Raw genomic sequence first — 16,579 nt, forward strand, 5'->3', positions numbered from 1 at the left:
ATACGCCGGCGATATGTCGTGCTGTCTAAGCTTCGGGCATGCGCGTGCTGGTCGTGGAGGACGAGCCCTATCTGGCCGAGGCGGTCCGTGACGGTCTGCGGCTGGAGGCGATCGCCGCGGACATCGCCGGCGACGGCGACACCGCCCTGGAGCTGCTCGGCGTCAACTCCTACGACCTGGCGGTCCTGGACCGTGACATCCCCGGCCCGTCCGGCGACGAGGTCGCCCGGCGGATCGTCGCCTCCGGCAGCGGCATCCCGATCCTCATGCTCACCGCCGCCGACCGGATCGACGACAAGGCCTCGGGGTTCGCGCTCGGGGCCGACGACTACCTCACCAAGCCGTTCGAGCTCCGGGAGCTCGTCATGCGGCTGCGGGCGCTGGACCGCAGGCGCGCGCACGCCCGGCCCCCGGTCCGCGAGATCGCGGGCCTGCGGGTGGACCCCTTCCGCCGGGAGGTCTTCCGCGACGGGCGCTACGTGGCGCTCACCCGCAAGCAGTTCGCCGTGCTCGAAGTCCTCGTCGGCGCCGAAGGCGGGGTCGTCAGCGCCGAGGAGCTCCTGGAGCGGGCCTGGGACGCCAATGCCGACCCGTTCACCAACGCGGTCCGCATCACCGTCTCCGCCCTGCGCAAACGGCTCGGCGAACCGTGGCTCATCGCCACGGTGCCCGGCGTCGGCTACCGGATCGACACCGGCACCGACCCCGGTCGCACCGACGGCCCTCACGAGTAGGCGCCCAGGACCCGGCCGGTCCTCTCACCCGGCGGAACGCCACCAGGGCGTGGTGCCGCTCAGGTTGCGCTGGACGTTGGTGACGCAGTGGATGTCGCCGCCGGCCGTGCCGACGTAGTGCGAGTAGTCCCAGTCCTCGACCCAGTGGACGCGCACGCCGGCCCCGCGCAGCGCCTGCTCGGTGGCGCGCTGGAACACGTCCTGCCCGCCCTGCCGCGGCCCGTGCTGGGCCGGGGCCAGGTATCCGCCGGTGCCCGTGCCGACGCCGTTGGCGGCGTCCGGCAGGTACGTGACGGTCAGGTCCTTGCGCGGGTAGCCGTCGGGCAGGTCGAGCTCGGTGAACAGCGCCGGAACGCGGATGACGTCCCGTTCGGTGATCCCGGCCTTCTCGCGGAACTGCCGCAGCGCGCGGTCGACGCCCGCCGCCGCGATGCGGGTCCCGTTCACCAGTTCCGGCTTGGCGAGGGCCTGAGCGACCGTGAGGCCGGGGAACTGCGTGTTGGACGGGGCGACGCCCTCGACCAGCCGCTGCCCGCCGCCACCACCGTCGGCGACCTTCCTCAGCAGGTCCATGCCCATCCGCGGGTCCGCCACGACCATGGCCCAGCCCTTGCCCCCGCGCCTGGGGACGAAGTGGAGGAACTCGTCGATGTGGCCCACGCCGAGCCAGCTCGTGTCGACGGCGATCGGGTCCTGGTAGCCCTGCGCGTCCAGCATCCGGGTGAACGTCGCGTCGGGAGCGAACCTGCCCTCCCCGCCGTACACGATCCGCCCGGTGCGGTACTTGCCGTACGGCGGGATCGTCCCGAAGTTGCCGCTCGAACTGGCCGACCCGTAGTACAGGTTGTCGTCGGGGCGGTCGACCGCCCCGGCGTCGAACTGCTGGAGGCCCGCGACGCCCGGTCCGCGCATCATGGTGAACACCGGCCGTGACGCGTCCCGCAGCGGGCGGTCGCGGGCCGGGAAGTCGGGAGTCACGGCCGGGGACCTGAGGTTGACCGCGATGTGGTGCTCCCTGCCGTCCGGCCCCGGCATGGACGCGTAACCCGCCTTGAACATGTCGCCCATCCACTGGTCGCCCCCGGCCGGGGACTCGACGAACGGCTCGCGCAGCCCCTCGGCGTCCAGTCCGCGCCGCAGGTCGCGACGGTACGCCTCCTGCCCCTTGACGGGTTTGTCGGGCGCGGTTCCCTTCTCCAGCGTCACGGGAGCCTTCGGGTTCGCCACGACCGCGCGGTCCAGGGGCAGGAGGTCGTGCTGGAAGAGCACCGGCGCGACGCGCAGCCGGACCGTGTCGGTCCGGGTCCGGCCACCGTCGGTGACCGCCAGCGTGAGGTCGCTGAACCCGGACCAGGCGGCGGGGTCGCGGACGGCGTCGCGCGCCTCGACGGCGAGCCGCACCCCGCGGCGCAGCTCGTCCGGGCGGATCCCGCCGTCCGCGCCGAGCGCCGTGAGACGCCCGCCGCGCCGGACGAAGATCCGCACCTTGTTCCGCGACCGGGCGTCGGCCCGCAGCGTCGCCCGCGCGGAACCGGACGCGCCCGTCGCCGCCGGGATCTCCAGCGGCGCCAGGTCGGCGGCGTCGGCCGCACCGTTCACCACCGTGTCCGCCGCGTCGTGGCACGCCGCGAGCGCCGCGTCGGTGAGCCGCCCGCCCTTCCCGCCGGCCGTGGGGCAGCGGGAGGCGTCGTCGTCCAGGTTGGGCAGCATGATCGCCCCGCGGGCGGCGGTCCACGCGCCGCGCCCGGCGTCGTCGGCGGGCGACAGCCGCCCGTCGCGGTCGGTGTCGGCGCGCACCATCGCCTGGGACGACGCCCCCGCCAGGCCGGCCTCTGCCGTCGACCCGCAACCCGCGAGGCAGGCCGCCGCGGCCGCGACCAGCCCGGTTCGTACGATTCGCCTGTGATCGTTCATAGTGACGAGCCTCGCGCTGGAGACCCCGCACGGGCATCGGCCGTTCGGCAGATCTTCCTGAAGGGCGCCTCGGCCGTTCGGCAGAGCCGCCCGCGCGCCCTCACCGCCGGGGCACTGCTCGCTGCGCTCACGCCGGCCGCCGCCGCGGGCACGCCCGGCGTGGGGCCGCTGATCACTGTTCCGGCCTGGCTGACGGGCGCCGCCCTGGTCCTGATGCTCGCCTTCCCGGCCGCCCGGCCGGGAACGGTCGCGGGCGCGGCCGCGGCCGGCTCACTGGTCGCGACCCTGGCCTACCGCGGGCCGGCCGACAACCGGACGGGCGGCTGGTGGCTGGCCGAGACGGCCGCCGCGGCGGTGCTCCTCCACCTGGTGGTGCGGCGCGCGGGAACCCGTCCCGCCGTGATCGCGGGCACGGCGGCCGCCGCCGCGGTGACGCTCCTTCCGCTGCGGCTGACGCTGCACGTCGTCCCGCCCGCCGGCGCGCGCGGCGCGCTGCTCGGCTGCCTGATCTGCGGGCTCGGCGCGGCGGTGGCCGCCGGCACCGGAACGTACCTGCGGTTCCTGGACGCGCGGCGGGCCCGGTCGGTGGCCGAGGCGCGCCGCGCGCAGCGCCTCGACCTGGCGCGCGACCTGCACGACTTCGTCGCGCACGAGGTCGGCGGGATGATCGTTCAGGCACAGGCGGCCCAGATCGGCGGGGACGCCGCCGAGGCCCTCAGGCGGATCGAGGCCGCCGGGGCGCGCGCGATGGCCTCGCTGGACCGCACCGTCCACATGCTCCACGAGAACGGCCCCCGGGACGGGCCGCACGGCCTGGACGAGCTGCCCGCGCTGGTGGACCGCTTCGGCGAGTCGAGCGGGGCCCGGGTCCGGTTGGCGATGGACGCCGGCACGCCGCCCCCCGAGGTCTCGGCGACGGCGTACAGGCTGGTCGTCGAGGCCCTGACGAACGTCCGGCGGCACGCCCCGGGCGCGACCGCCGTCGACGTCGCCGTCACCGCGACCGGCCCCGCCCTGCGCGTCACCGTCACCGACGACGGCCGCGGGGGCCGTACGGGCCCGCGGCGCGAGCGGCGCCGCGGCGGCCTCGGTCTCCCCGGGATCGCCCTGCGCGTCGAGGCCCTCGGCGGCGACTTCGAGGCCGGCCCGGCGGGCGAGCGGGGCTGGCGGGTCACCGCCCTGATCCCGCTACGCTCGCCAGGATGACCATTCGGATCGTCATCGCCGACGACCAGGACGACGTCCGCGGCGGCTACCGCATCATCCTGGACGCCCAGCCCGACATGCGGGTGGTCGGGGAGGCCGCCGACGGCGCCGCCGCCGTCGAACTGGCCCGGCGGCTGCGCCCCGACGTCGTCCTCGCCGACATCCGGATGCCCCGCATGGACGGCCTGGAGGTCACCCGGCTGCTGGCCGGCCCCGGCGTCCCCGATCCGCTCAAGGTGGTCGTCGTCACCACCTTCGACCTCGACGAGTACGTGCACACCGCCCTGCGCGACGGCGCCTGCGGCTTCCTGCTGAAGCGCTCCGGCCCCGCGCTGCTGGTGGAGGGCGTCCGCGCAGCCGCGGCGGGGGACGCGCTCATCAGCCCCTCGGTCACCACCCGGCTGCTGCGCCGCTTCGCCGCTCCCCGGCCGCGCGCCGACGACGAGCGTCTCACCGGCAGGGAGTCCGAGGTCGCGACCCTCGTCGCGCGGGGCCGCACCAACGCGGAGATCGCCGCCGAGCTGTCCATCACGCCCGGCACCGCCAAGACCCACGTCGCGAGCGTCCAGCGCAAGCTCGGCGTCCGCAACCGGGTCGAGATCGCCGCCTGGGCCTGGCAGTCCGGCCTGGTCCGCCCCTGACCCGCGCGAGCGGGCCGCCCGTCACCGGTGCTCCACGACCGGGGAGTCGCGGGGCGGGGCGGGGAGCGCGGAGCCGAAGACCCAGGGAGAGGTCTCGGCGATGAAGTCGTTCGGGAAGCCGTGCGTGAACTCGGCGGCCCGGGTCAGCCGAGCGACGATCTCGGGCGGGAGGGTCAGATCGACGGCGGCGAGGTCGTCGCGCAGCTGATCACTGGTGCGTGCCCCGATGATGGGATGGACGATGGGCGAACGGCTCATCGTCCAGGCGATCGCCACCCGCGCCGGCGTGGTCCCGAGCTCGTCGGCGACCTCCCCGACGGCGCGGGCGACGGCGTGGTCGCCGTCCGGGAGCGGGGCGCCGGCGAGCCGGCCGCCGGCGGTCGCCGAGCGGGTGTACTTTCCCGACAGCACCCCGCCGGCGAGCGGGCTCCAGGCGGTGACGCCGAGTCCGAGCGTCTCGGCCATCGGCAGCAGGTCTCGTTCGATGTCGCGCTTCAGCAGGCTGTAGGGGACCTGGAGGGCGATGAACCGGCTCCAGCCGCGCCACTCGGCCAGCGTGTCGGCGCGCTCGACGACCCAGGCGGGGGCGTCGGAGATCCCCACATAGAGCACCTTGCCGGCCTGGACCGCGTCGTCGAGCGCGCGCATGGTCTCCTCGACCGGCGTGTGCCGGTCCCACATGTGCACCCAGTACACGTCGAGGTGGTCGGTGCGCAGCCGGCGCAGGCTGGTCTCCAGCGACGCGTCGACGTCCTCACCGACGCCTGGACCGCCGCCCTCTACGGGCGACCACCCGAGGAGACGACAGGCTGATCCGGGAGGGCGCTCGCCTGGGGCGCCACCGCGTCCCGACCCGGACTTTTCATCGAACACCGCCCTCGTCCTGGTGCTCCTGGTGAGCCAGATCCGCGCGCAGCTCCCCTACTGGGCCGCTATGCGCCTTGTCGACCTGGTACGGGAACTCAAAGCGGCCGGCGCGGACCTGTCCGAGGCCACACTGGCGGTCGAGCGCGCCCGCTCCGGATCGCACCTGCGCGACCGCATCGGATCGAGCCTGTTCGCGATCGCCCGCCATCTCGACCGGGCGCGGCGGGGAGACCACCCCGAGGGCGAGGTGAGCGAGGCGCTGCGGCTCGCGCGCGACGCCTCCGAACAGGTCCGGGCCATCGCGCGGGAGGGGTTCACATCCGAGCCCGCCCTCTCTGGGCGGCGACCGCCTGGCCGCGTCCCTTGATCTTTCTCTGCGGCGACGGCGGAGGCGGAGAGGAGCGTCGCGGCGGCGAGGCCGCCCCAGAGGGCGGCCGGGCCGCGGGAGGCGAGAGCGGTGATGACCGCCGGGGAGACGGCGAGGCCGAAGCCCGTGGAGAGCTGGAAGCGGGCGAGGGCGCGTCCGAGAACAGGGCCCGGGGCCAGGGCGGTGACGAGCGCGGTGGCGCTGCCCGCGTAGATGATCTCGCCGATGGCGCAGACCACGGAGACCGCGGCGACGGCCGGGGCGCTCCAGCGGGGTCCCAGCGACGCGGCGGCAAGGAAGCCGAGGTAGGACGTGGCGAGGACCACGCCGGCGAGGGCCAGCACGGTCCGCCGGGGGAAGCGGGACATCAGGACGGTGACGGGAACCTGCAGGGTGACCACCAGCATCGTGTTGGCCACGAAGATGGCCGCCGGCCACAGCGGGGACGCGTGCAACCGGGTCACCAGGACCAGAGGCAGCGCGATCTCGGGCACGTTGAGGCAGAAGACGTAGACCACGTTGGCGGCAAGCAAGGCGCGCATCCGAGGTGCGGGCCCGCCGGCCCTGTCCTCGGCCGGAACAACGGCCGGATGCGCGTGCAGGCGGACCGACCATGCCAAGGCCGCCGCAGCGAGGTAGGCGAGCCCGGTGACGGCTGCCAGCGCCCGCAGCGCGGTGGTGCCGCCCGTGAGGCACGCGGTGGCGAGGAGGGCGCCCGCGCCCAGGCCGGCGTTGCGCAGGGCGCGGCCTCCCGCGAGAGCGGCGTCGCGTTCGCGGCCGTGGGCGACGGTGGCCACGAGGGCGGCGTGGGCGGCCGGCCATGCCTGGTTGCCGATGCCGAGGAAGAGCGCCGCCGTCGCGAACAGCAAGACGTGCCCTCCGGGGGCGGCCAGCAGCAGCGCCACGCCCAGCACCCGCACCAGCATCGACGCCGCCACGACCGTGCTGCGTGCGCCACGGTCCAGCCAACGGCCCACCGCGGGCATGCACACCAGGCCCGCCACGACGCCGACCGTCATGGCGATGCCGGTGACCGACGTGGAAAGCCTCAGCACCATCACGCCATAGAGCAGCAGAAAGGGCCGCAGCAGACCGGTGCCGAGCGCGTCCACGGCCAGGGCGACGGCATAGCGGGGACCTCCGGAGGCACGGATGAGGGCGTGCGGCTTGATCCTGGTGGTGGTCGCCATGGCGTCAACGGTGCGACCGGCCGCCGGGCCGGCCATGCCGGTTGACGAACACCGTCAACCGGGACGGTCGCCGGCCGTCCGACCGGCGAGGATGGGGGGATGACGCTGAGGATCGACATCAGCGGCGCGCCGTCCGGGCGGCTGCGGTTCGCCGCCTCCCCGCTGGCCGAGCTGACCGCGATGCTGCACGTGCTGGCCGAACCGGGGCATCACCCGCAGCTCGCCGCCTGGGCCGGGGGCGTCTGGGCCGGGCTGCGCCCGGAGCTGGCCGAGCGGCTCAGGGAGGCGGAGTTCCTCTGGCGTTCCTCACGAGCCGACTTCCTCGTCCCCGCTCGTCCCCGGCCGACCCTCGCCGAGGAGTTGGACGAGGTGGACCGGATCGACGACGAGACCTATGTGACCGCCGCGCTCATCACCACGTGCGGCAGCAACCGGGTCCACTTCGCCGCGCCGTCGCCGCTCGCCGACGCGGCGGCGCGCGAGCGGGCCCTGGACCTGGCCCAGGCCCGCGGCGCGCTCCAGGAGGCGTTCGCGGAACGGCTTCTCGCGGACCCGGCCGTCGTGCGGGCCCGAGTGCGTCACACCCTCGAACAGTGCGCCGAGGCCTTCTTCGACACCGCCTGGACGGGCGTCGCCGCGCAACTGGCCACCGACCTGCGGCTGAAGAACGACCTGCTGAAGCGCCAGGGCATCGGGGCGGCGCTCGCGTCGGTCTCCAGCGCCGTGACCCTGGCGCCGGACGGCGACAGCATCGTCGTGGACAAGCTGCAGGACAGTGCGACCACCGCCCGCGGCACCGGGGTCGCCTTCATCCCCAGCGTCTTCGGCCGCCCGCACCTGGTGGCGGTCCACGCGCCCGGATGGCGGCCGGTGGTGCAGTACCCCGTCGCCGAGGCGGGTCCCTCAGAGCCGGTGTCGCTGGAAACGGTCACGCTACGGCTGGAGGCGCTCGCGCATCCGGTCCGGCTGCGGCTGCTGCGCACCCTGGCCCGCGGCCCGCACACCACTGGTGAGCTGGCCCACGCCTGGGAACTCTCGCCCCCGGAGGTCTCCCGCCACCTCGCCGTCCTGCGCCGCGCGGGCCTGCTCACCTCCCGGCGGCACGGGCGCTACGTCCACTACACCGCCAATCTGACCGATCTGACGGCGCTGGGGCCCGACCTGCTGGCGGCCGTACTGCGCTGAGCGGCTTCGGCCCGACGCTGCTCCGCGGGCGGCGCGGCGGCCGCCCGAGGGTCAACTGACACGGCGGTATCAGCGGATACGGCGGTATCAGCGGACACGGCGGTAGCGGATGTGGGTGGTCAGCGGGGAGTGGAGCACCTCGGCGGGCTCGAAGTCGAAGTCGACCCCGTCGAAGATCCGCTCGCCCGAACCGAGCAGAACGGGCGCGATGTCGAGGGTGAGTTCGTCGATCACCCCGGCCGCCAGTGCCTGCCGGACGGTCGAGGCACCGCCGGCGATGTCCACGCCCCTGCCGCCCGCGGCCTCGCACGCCGCGGAGTAGGCCGCGTCGAAGCCGTCGGTGACGAAGTGGAACGTCGTCCCCCCGGCCATCGGGATCGGATCATGGCGGTGGTGGGTCAGCACGAACACCGGCGCGTGATAGGGCGGTTCGGGGCCCCACCAGCCCGACCAGTCCTCATCCCAGTCCCCGCGGATCGGGCCGAACATGTTGCGGCCCATGACGTACGCGCCCCTCGGGCGCATCAGCCACTCGTTCGCGATCTTGTCCGCATCGTTGGCCCGCGGGTCGCCGATGTGCCAGCCGTGCAGCTCCCGCCCCCGCATTCCCAGAGGGGCCTCACGGCTCTGGTCGGGTCCGGCGACGAAGCCGTCCAGCGAGATCGACATATGGCAGGTGGTATCCGACACCATGAACTCCATCCAGTGGTTCTGCGACGGGGAACCCCGGGGCATCAGCCCTGGGCTCCCTGCCGAAGGATCTCGGTGACATAAGCGGCCAGGTTGCCCAGGGTCTGCCGGCCGGCCTCGATCGCGTGGTACTTCTCGGCCGCCTCGTCGCGCAACTCCTTGGTGGGGAACACCGTGCGCATCTCGACCCGGGTCGCCGCACCGTCGGGCGCGAACGTCAGGACCGTCTCGAACGCGTTCGGGTCGTCGCGGGACTCGCCGTGCAGCAGCGCGATCCGCTCCGGCGGGGCGATCTCGGTCCAGGAGATCCACTCCTGGTAGTCCGTCCCGTCCGGTCCGTGCATCACGAACTCCCACTCCCCGCCGACGCGGAACTCGAACGCCCGCGTGGTGGTGGTGAACCCCTCCGGCCCCCACCACCGCGACAGGTGCCGCACCTCGGTGAACGCCTCGAACACCAGCTCCCGTCGGGCGTCGATGACGCGGGTGATGACGATCTCGCGGTCGGCCGTCGCGGACTGCGCCGGCACCCCTCGTCCCATCGCGCTCATCAGCTACTCCTCTTCCCGCCTTGCCTGCTTCAGGTCCTGCACGTACGCGTCCAGCCGGTCGAAACTCCCGTTCCAGAACCGCTCGAACCCGCCCGTCCACTCATGGATCGGCCGCAGCCCACGGGCGTCCAGGCCGTAGAGGCGCTGCTTGCCCGCCCTGCGGTCCCGCACCAGCCCGACCTCCCGGAGCACCCGCAGGTGCTTGGACGCCCCCGGCTGGGTCATTCCCAGCTCCCGGGCCAACTCGGTCACCGACCGCTCACCCGTCCGCAGCAGCGCCAGAATCTCCCGGCGCTGCGGCTCGGCGATCGCGTTGAAGACGTCCGACGTCGTCGCTGCCCGTGCCATGACGTCATCATATGCCTATATCGGCATACATCAAGCGTCGCGCTCAGGGAGGTGCCATCGCCGCAACTTGTCGGGATTCAGCGTGATCCAGATGGCGGTGACCGCCGTGCCCGCGGTGCTCACGTTCGCCACCGCAACGGCGCGGCTCGTCCGGTGCAGGAGGAGTCCCGCGCGGCCGTTGACGGACCGGACCGTCACGACGGTGCGGGGCCGCCCGGCCAGCAGGGCCGTCATGAAGTCGGCGACGGCGTCCGCGCCGTGCGTCGGGTGCGCCGGGGCGCGTACCTTGCCGCCACCGTCACTGACCACCATCGCGTCGCCGGCCAGGACGGTCTTCAGCGCCGCGGTGTCGCCGGCGCCGCAGGCGGCGGCGAACCGGCGGACCACACGGTCGTGCCGCGCGAGCAGCGCCTCGTCGGAGCGGTCCCCCTGGGGGTGGCGCCGCAGCCAGGCGGCGACGGGATCGCTCGCGGTCCCCGGCTCGGGCCGGCGGGCCGCGTCCGCGCGCCCCGCCACACCACCGCGGTCGCCACGGCCACCGGCGAGGAGGTCCAAGCAGATGCCGCCCGCCACCCGTGTCAACCACGCCCGGGGCACCGCAATGGCCGCACGCTCGCCGTCGTCGAGCGCGTACCAGCGGCGGTACGTCTCGTGGACGATCCGGTCGGCGGTGTCCGGGCCGAACATCCACTCGGCGATGTCCAGCAGGTGCCGCCGCTCGTCGAGCATCTCCGCCAGCGACACGAAGCCGCCCGGACCGGTCATCCGCACGTTCGCCCCCACTTCGCTCGGGCGCCGGCGAGGACGTCGCCGGCCGAGCCGTCGCCAGTCAAGACAGGACGGCGGCTCCCGTTGTGACCGGCCGCCCGCGCGGCCGGTCAGACACCCCATGTCGTTTGATGTCAAGCGGCATGGAGGTGTGCGTGGTGCGACCAGGCGGTCGCTTCGTCGTAGAGGGTGCGGGTCTTGAGGCATCCGTGGAGGATGCCGACGAGGCGGTTGCCGAGCTGGCGCAGGGCGGGGTTGTAGCCGGTCTCGCGGGCGCGCTGTTTGTCGTAGTAGCGGCGGGCGCCGGGCGAGGCGCGCAGGGCTGAGAACGCCTGGGTCTGCAGCGCGTCGGCGAGGCGGTTGTTGCGGACGTAGCGGGCCTGGACGGTGTGGCTCTTGCCGGAGGCCCGGGTGATGGGGCTGGTGCCGGCGTAGTTCTTGCGGGCTTTGGCGGATGCGTAGCGGGTGGGGTCGTCTCCGAACTCGGCGAGCACCCGGGCGCCGGTGATCTCCGCGATGCCGGGCATCGAGAGGTAGATCTCAGCGTCCGGGTGCGTTCGAAAATGGGCCTTCACCTGCTCCTCCATTGCGGCTATCTGCTCGTTCAGCGCGATGATCAGATGGGCGTGGGCGGTGGCGGTGGCCGCGTAAGCGGCGGTGACCGGCTCGGGCAGGCCGAGCTGCCGTTGGCGCAGCGCGGTCTGGATCGTGGCCGCTTTGGCGTCCCGGTTGCGTCGGCGGGCGCGGGCCAGGACGGCCGTGATCTGGGTGCGGGTCAGCTTCGCCCCGGCTGCCGGGGCGGGCGCCTTGATCAGCAGTTCCAGTGCGTCCGTGCTGGTCAGGGCCAGGTCGGCGTAGGCGTTCAGGGCAGCGGGGAAGTACTCCCGCAGCGTGCTGCGCAGCCGCTGGAAGGCGCGGGTGCGTTCCCAGATCAGGGTCTGGTGGGCGCGGGCGACGACCTTGACGGCCTGGGCCTGGGCGCTGTCCCCGGCCACCGGCCGCAGTTGGGCCCGGTCGATGCGGACCATGTCGGCCAGCGCGTGTGCGTCGCCCTTGTCGCTTTTGGCGCCGGAGGAGGCGTACCGCTCCTTGAACCGGGCCACCTGCCGGGGATTGATCGCATAGACCTGGTAACCGGAGGCGATCAGGGCCTGCACCCATGAGCCGCGGTCGGTCTCGATCCCGACCACGACCTCGGCGGCATCAAGGTCCCCACCGCCGTGCTCGGCGACGAGCTCGTGCAGCTTGGCGATCCCCTCCACGCCCTCGGACAACCTCGCGGCGGCCAGTTTCCGGCCGGTCTCGTCCTGGACCTCGACATCGTGGTGGTCTTCGGCCCAGTCATCGCCGATCAGCAGCACTCGTCCTCCTGGTCAGGTACTTCGCTCCTTGCAGCCTGCGGAAAGCGCGGCACGCGGCCTAATGGATCCAGTGCTCACACCCCACTGGGCGGGCACGCCACCCCATCAGCGGTCTGGCCTCCCGGCCGACCAGCAGGGGCACGGTCTGACCTCAGAAGTCGGACGGCTTCCGGCGGCGGGAGTGCTCACCTGCTGGCGGCTACGGCTACCGAGTCTCTACGACCCGGCAGCTCCCATTAGGCGGCGGCGATCTTGTCCGGGTTCATCATCCACAGGACCCGGCCGATGCCGCGCTCGGAGGCATCGACGGTCAGGACGGCGAAGGTCTCGCCGTCGCGCCGCAGCAGCGCGGCCGCCTGCCCGTTGACGGTGGCCCATTCCACGTCGACGCCCTCCCAGAAGCGGTCCGCGAACGCCCTGACGTACTTGGCGACCCGGACCGCGCCCACCACCGGGAAGCGGGACGCCCGGACCGCGCCGCCGCCATCGGAGTAGCTGACCGCGTCCGCCGCGAGGATTTCCTCCAGGGCGGCGAGGTCGCCGGCGCGGGCGGCGGCGACGAAGGCGGTCAGCAGCCTGCGCTGCTCGGCCCCGGTCACCGGCGCCCGCCGCTCGGAACGCAGGTGCTTGCGGGCCCTGCTGACGAGCTGCCGGGCAGCCGCCTCGCCGACCTGCACGATGGCGGCGATCTGCGGATACGGGTAGTCGAACGCCTCCCGCAGGACGTAGGCGGCGCGCTCGGTGGGCGAGAGCCGCTCCAGCAGCATCAGAACCGCGAGGTTGAGCGCTTCGCCCCGTTCGGCGCCGAGGTGGGGGTCGGCGCCGGTGTCGACGGGTTCGGGCAGCCAGGGGCCGACGTAGGTCTCCCGGCGGACCCGGGCGGACTGCAGGACGTTGATCGCCAGCCGCGTGGTCGTCGTCGCCAGGAACGCCGCGGGGTCGGCCACGGCGGCGCGGTCGTAGGTCTGCCAGCGCAGCCAGACGTCCTGCACCAGATCCTCGGCCTCGGCGACGCTGCCCAGCATCCGGTACGCGATGCCGAACAGGCGCGGCCGCACCCCGGCGAAGACCGCGGCGGCACGGCCGAGATCGTCCGGAGGCTCGGCCCCCGACCCGCTCCCCGAGCCCGGACCGTGCGCCGCCCCCGAGTCGTCCGCCACCATGATCGCCCCCATTCCGGATCGCGGGCCGGTCCGGTCGCCCCCGCCCTCGCACAGCTCGGACAAGCGAGGCCCGTGTCCTGTGACAACCGGCGCCGAAGACCTCGTGCACGCGGTCGAGCGTACGCCGGGCCATGACGGTCCTTCCCGCAAATCCCGCGGCCATGAGGGCGGCCTCCTCGGCGTCGGGACCGGCGCAGAACTGGTGACGGCACTTCTCCTCGTCGCACCGGAACTCGTTGTCGCCGGACGTGACCGGGGAGGCGGCGTCACCCGCCAGGTCGCGCAGCGGGTTGTCGGGTGACGGCGCGGGGTCCGCGACCGTCCAGGCGCCGGATGATGCGGTTCCAGCTTGGGGATTCGGCGAACGCGCCGTGGACCAGGACGACGACGGGCTTCTCGGTGGTCATGTGCTGTGTGCCGCGGGCTCCGGGACATGCTTGCTCATGGCGTCCTTCCCTTTTCCGCCGTCGTGGTGGCACCGGCCGGGCGGGATGCCGGGCCGGCCGCTTCCTCGCGGAAGTCGATCTTGCGGTGGGTCCCGTCGCAGAGCGGCTTGCCGGAGGAGTGCCCGCAACGGCACAGGGTCATGCGGCTGCGGGTCTCCAGGGGCCGCCCGTCGGCGCGGTGGACCGGCACGCCGCCGGTGACCCACAGCGCGCTGGCCAGGCCGTCCTCCTCTTCGAGGACCGAGATGGCGGGCGGGAGGTCGGGCTCGACGGTCTCGCCGCCGCGCCGCAGGGCGTAGCTGTAGGAGCCGGACGGGCAGTGCTCGATCCGCCCCATGACGTTGGAGCGGACGTCGCTGTCGCCGGTCTCGGCGAGCATCTCCGCGATCGGCCGGGTGCGCCCGATGCAGAACGCGGCGTGGATGCACAGCTCGCCCACGCGCTGCGCCGAGATGTCCACCCCGTCGTGCACGTGCTGCAGTTCCTCGTACGGACGGACGTCGGCGTTCTCGGTGCCGTCGAACCCGACCCGGCCGTGCGTCCCGTCGCAGAACGGCTTGGACCCCGAACGGCCGCAGCGGCACAGCGCGTAGGCGGGTTCGGTCGGCAGGGCGTCGCCGGTCTGCCAGGTCAGCGCGTTGCCATCGGCAGAGACGATCTTGCGTTTGCGGCGGAGCGGGACGCCGCCGTGGACGAGGTAGGGGCCGTCGGGGAGCACGGTGATCCGCTGCGGCTCGTCGCCGGCGGTCCATCCGCGCTCCTCCGGCGGGACGTACTCGAACGTGGGGCCGGCCGTGGTGCCGTCGCCGTCGGGCGTCCGCATCAGCGTCTGGGCCTGCGCCCTGAGCTTGTACATCGTGGCGACGGCGACCGCGAGCAGCCGCGGGCTGCCGTTGAACGCCTGCTCCAGCAGGTGCAGGAGAGTGCAGTACGTCCGGTTGAACTCCTCCTGGGCGGTACGGATCGCGCTGCCCGGCGCGTGGTCGGCGATCTTCGGGTTGGGCCGCATCGGCAGGACGCCGGCGAAGTCCACCCCGATCGGCTCGCCGGTCGGCCCGGACCGCGGGGTGTCGCCGCGGCGGTAGCGGCGGCCGGTCCGCAGCTCGTGGAAGCGGTAGTAGTGGGCGACCTCGTCCCGGTCGGGGTGCTGGACGTCGGGGTCGCCGTCCCAGACCGCGCCGCGGGACGTGCCCTCCCCTTCCTCGACGATCTCCTCCAGCGCGGCCAGCGCCGAGGCCAGGTCGGTGACCGCGATCATCCGTCCGGCGGTGTGCCGGAAATGCCCGGCGTGGACCTGGCGAGCGGGATCGCCGGTGAAGACCTCCGCCTCGCCGAGCCGCTCGCACAGTCCGCGCAGCCCGGCCTCGATCGCCTCGTAGAACTGGCCGATCGTCTCGTAACCGTCGCCCTCGGCGGGGGCACCGGGCGGCGCCGGCTTCTCCAGGCGCAGGAACATGCCGAGCGCCTCGTCGCCGAACGGGAGCAGCGACAGCTCCAGCGACGGGTCGGCGTGCGGCAGCCGCCGGGGATGCGGCGGCAGCAGCTCCGGGGCGTCCAGCCGCGGGCTCCCGCCGACGGCGTTGAGCAGGTTCGCGGCCAGCGTCAGGTGCAGCATCTCCTCGACGAAAACGCCCGCCACCGCCTCGACGGCCTCGGGGTTGCGCTCCGGGTCGAGCGAGTAGAGCGCGCACAGGTACGGCGGCAGGGTCGCGTGCTCCAGCTCTATCGCCCACTGCAGGTGCTCGCGGAGATCGTCGATCGCGGCGATCCCGGTCGACGGGTCGGGAACGGGGGCATGCCGCCGCCCGGCCGGGTGGTTCATGGGTGTCTCGCTTCGGATGTCGTGGGGTGGGCAGGGATCAGGCACCTTCGCCGGGACGGTGCCCGCGGGACCGGGGGGCGGCCAGTTCCTCGGCCGCGCCGAGCAGGTTGCGGAGCCCGACCTCCTCGGCCTCGGCTTCGGCCGGGTCGAACAGCCACGCGGAGGCCGGCTGCGCCGCGACCCGCGCCGGGTCGCTCGCCTCGGCCAGGTCCAGTTCGGCCTCGACCTCCGCCTCGAACTCGATCTCGAACCCGTCGCCGGCCGGGATGCTCATCAGTCCTCCACACACGGATCGTTCGGATGGCCCGCCCGGCCGGACGCCTGGTCGCGTGGACCGGCTGCACGGAGATCTGCCCGGAAGCGACCAGGCGGGTGAGACTCTCGCTCTGGCGGACCGCCAGAGCAGGGGCGCGGTCGACCCGGGCCTCGGCTCGGCGGTGCGAACGGCGGTCACCTGACGGGGTTCGCGGCCAGCCAGGCGGCGTACGTGATCTCGCCCAGGGTCGCGGCGCCCTCGTCCGGGACGAGGTCGCGCTCGTGCATCTCGGCGCCGAAGTAGTGCGCGTGCGGGTCGGTGACCACCTCACGCGGGTCGCCCCACGCGGCCAGCGCCTTGCGGAAGAACACGTCCATCCGGGACGCCTCGGGGCCGGCGATCTGGATCCGGCCGTTCAGCGGCGCGCCCGCCGCGGTCCGCGCGACCGTCCGGGACACCTCCTCGCCCGCGATGGGCTGGAACAGCACCGGCGGCATCGGGACCGTGCCGCCGCCGGCGGCGGCCTCGTCGGCGATCCTGCGCCCGAACTCGAAGAACTGCGTCGCGTGCACGAGCGAGAACGGGATCGGCGATTCCCCGATCAGCTTCTCCTGCGCGAGCTTCGCCCGGAAGTAGCCGATGTCGGGCCGCCGGTCGGTGTTCACGATCGTCAGCGCGACGTGGTGGCCCACGCCGGCCTTCTTCTCCGCCTCCAGCAGGTTGCCGGTCGAGGTCGTGAAGAAGTCCAGCACCGCCTCGTCCTCGAAGGACGGGGAGTTGGACACGTCGACCACCGCGGAGGCGCCCTCCAGCACCTCGGCCAGCCCCTCGCCCGTGAGCGCGTTCACGCCCGTGTTCGGCGCGGCCGGCACCGCCTCGTGCCCGTGCTGCCGGAGCATCTCCACGGCCTTCGAACCGATCAGGCCGGTGCCGCCGATGACCACGATCTTCATGAGTACCCTTCCCGTCCGCCGGGCCGTCGGTCACCGCCCGGTCGCCAGCTAAGACAGGCCACCCGTCCGAGCTGTGACAGCCCGGGCGAAAGTTTCCGGGAAGCGGTCGGATCGGGC

Annotated in this window: 16 protein-coding genes; 4 read left to right on the forward strand and 12 right to left on the reverse strand. The window is 73.7% G+C overall.

All coding sequences use genetic code 11. The features are described from left to right. Positions 1–38: 38 nt before the first annotated feature. On the forward strand, positions 39–734 hold the full coding sequence (locus tag ACQEU6_RS28820; RefSeq protein WP_499336190.1) for a response regulator transcription factor: 696 nt from the start codon (positions 39–41) through the stop codon (positions 732–734). A 24-nt stretch (positions 735–758) separates the two neighbouring features. On the opposite strand, the gene ACQEU6_RS28825 is transcribed toward ACQEU6_RS28820, so the two are convergent. Beyond that, positions 759–2,648, reverse strand: a complete 1,890-nt coding sequence (locus ACQEU6_RS28825; RefSeq protein WP_499336191.1) for a protein-arginine deiminase family protein — start codon at positions 2,646–2,648, stop codon at positions 759–761. On the opposite strand from ACQEU6_RS28825, the gene ACQEU6_RS28830 reads away from it, so the two are divergent. Then, the gene (locus tag ACQEU6_RS28830; protein ID WP_499336192.1) at positions 2,637–3,854 is read left to right on the forward strand and encodes a sensor histidine kinase; all 1,218 of its coding nucleotides are present in this window, start codon (positions 2,637–2,639) and stop codon (positions 3,852–3,854) included. The genes ACQEU6_RS28825 and ACQEU6_RS28830 overlap by 12 nt on opposite strands. After that, positions 3,851–4,495 (forward strand): response regulator, encoded by a 645-nt coding sequence (locus ACQEU6_RS28835; protein WP_499336193.1) that lies wholly within the window; start codon positions 3,851–3,853, stop codon positions 4,493–4,495. Before ACQEU6_RS28830 ends, ACQEU6_RS28835 begins: the two co-directional genes overlap by 4 nt. Positions 4,496–4,516: 21 nt before the next feature. Here ACQEU6_RS28835 and ACQEU6_RS28840 read toward each other — a convergent pair whose 3' ends face one another. Together ACQEU6_RS28840 and ACQEU6_RS28845 are read right to left on the reverse strand one after the other, a co-directional pair. Next, positions 4,517–5,368 (reverse strand): aldo/keto reductase, encoded by an 852-nt coding sequence (locus ACQEU6_RS28840; RefSeq protein WP_499336194.1) that lies wholly within the window; start codon positions 5,366–5,368, stop codon positions 4,517–4,519. 48 nt (positions 5,369–5,416) lie between these two features. Further along, complete coding sequence (locus tag ACQEU6_RS28845; RefSeq protein WP_499336195.1) at positions 5,417–6,919, reverse strand: MFS transporter; 1,503 nt, start codon at positions 6,917–6,919, stop codon at positions 5,417–5,419. A gap of 99 nt (positions 6,920–7,018) precedes the next feature. Here ACQEU6_RS28845 and ACQEU6_RS28850 point away from each other — a divergent pair, with 99 nt between their 5' ends. Then, positions 7,019–8,104, forward strand: a complete 1,086-nt coding sequence (locus tag ACQEU6_RS28850; protein WP_499336196.1) for a DUF5937 family protein — start codon at positions 7,019–7,021, stop codon at positions 8,102–8,104. Between the two features lie 87 nt (positions 8,105–8,191). Here ACQEU6_RS28850 and ACQEU6_RS28855 read toward each other — a convergent pair whose 3' ends face one another. The 9 genes from ACQEU6_RS28855 to ACQEU6_RS28895 all read right to left on the reverse strand — a co-directional run bounded on the left by ACQEU6_RS28855 (position 8,192) and on the right by ACQEU6_RS28895 (position 16,462). Beyond that, positions 8,192–8,839, reverse strand: a complete 648-nt coding sequence (locus ACQEU6_RS28855) for a dihydrofolate reductase family protein (RefSeq protein ID WP_499336197.1) — start codon at positions 8,837–8,839, stop codon at positions 8,192–8,194. Continuing rightward, on the reverse strand, positions 8,839–9,345 hold the full coding sequence (locus ACQEU6_RS28860; RefSeq protein ID WP_499336198.1) for an SRPBCC family protein: 507 nt from the start codon (positions 9,343–9,345) through the stop codon (positions 8,839–8,841). The genes ACQEU6_RS28855 and ACQEU6_RS28860 overlap by 1 nt, the downstream gene beginning before the upstream one ends. A gap of 3 nt (positions 9,346–9,348) precedes the next feature. Continuing rightward, on the reverse strand, positions 9,349–9,693 hold the full coding sequence (locus ACQEU6_RS28865; protein ID WP_499336199.1) for an ArsR/SmtB family transcription factor: 345 nt from the start codon (positions 9,691–9,693) through the stop codon (positions 9,349–9,351). Positions 9,694–9,723: 30 nt separating this feature from the next. Then, positions 9,724–10,464 (reverse strand): nuclear transport factor 2 family protein, encoded by a 741-nt coding sequence (locus tag ACQEU6_RS28870; protein WP_499336200.1) that lies wholly within the window; start codon positions 10,462–10,464, stop codon positions 9,724–9,726. A gap of 131 nt (positions 10,465–10,595) precedes the next feature. Further along, complete coding sequence (locus tag ACQEU6_RS28875; RefSeq protein ID WP_499329217.1) at positions 10,596–11,822, reverse strand: IS110 family RNA-guided transposase; 1,227 nt, start codon at positions 11,820–11,822, stop codon at positions 10,596–10,598. Positions 11,823–12,058: 236 nt separating this feature from the next. Continuing rightward, on the reverse strand, positions 12,059–12,985 hold the full coding sequence (locus tag ACQEU6_RS28880; RefSeq protein ID WP_499336201.1) for an RNA polymerase sigma-70 factor: 927 nt from the start codon (positions 12,983–12,985) through the stop codon (positions 12,059–12,061). A 441-nt stretch (positions 12,986–13,426) separates the two neighbouring features. Further along, positions 13,427–15,253 (reverse strand): ferritin-like domain-containing protein, encoded by a 1,827-nt coding sequence (locus tag ACQEU6_RS28885; RefSeq protein ID WP_499336202.1) that lies wholly within the window; start codon positions 15,251–15,253, stop codon positions 13,427–13,429. A 37-nt stretch (positions 15,254–15,290) separates the two neighbouring features. Next, entirely contained in the window at positions 15,291–15,527 is a 237-nt protein-coding gene (locus tag ACQEU6_RS28890) for a hypothetical protein (protein WP_499336203.1), read from the reverse strand. Between the two features lie 176 nt (positions 15,528–15,703). Further along, positions 15,704–16,462 (reverse strand): SDR family oxidoreductase, encoded by a 759-nt coding sequence (locus ACQEU6_RS28895; RefSeq protein ID WP_499336204.1) that lies wholly within the window; start codon positions 16,460–16,462, stop codon positions 15,704–15,706. Positions 16,463–16,579 lie beyond the last annotated feature (117 nt).

Source organism: Spirillospora sp. CA-108201 (genome assembly GCF_050936235.1).
Classification (GTDB): Bacteria; Actinomycetota; Actinomycetes; order Streptosporangiales; family Streptosporangiaceae; genus Spirillospora.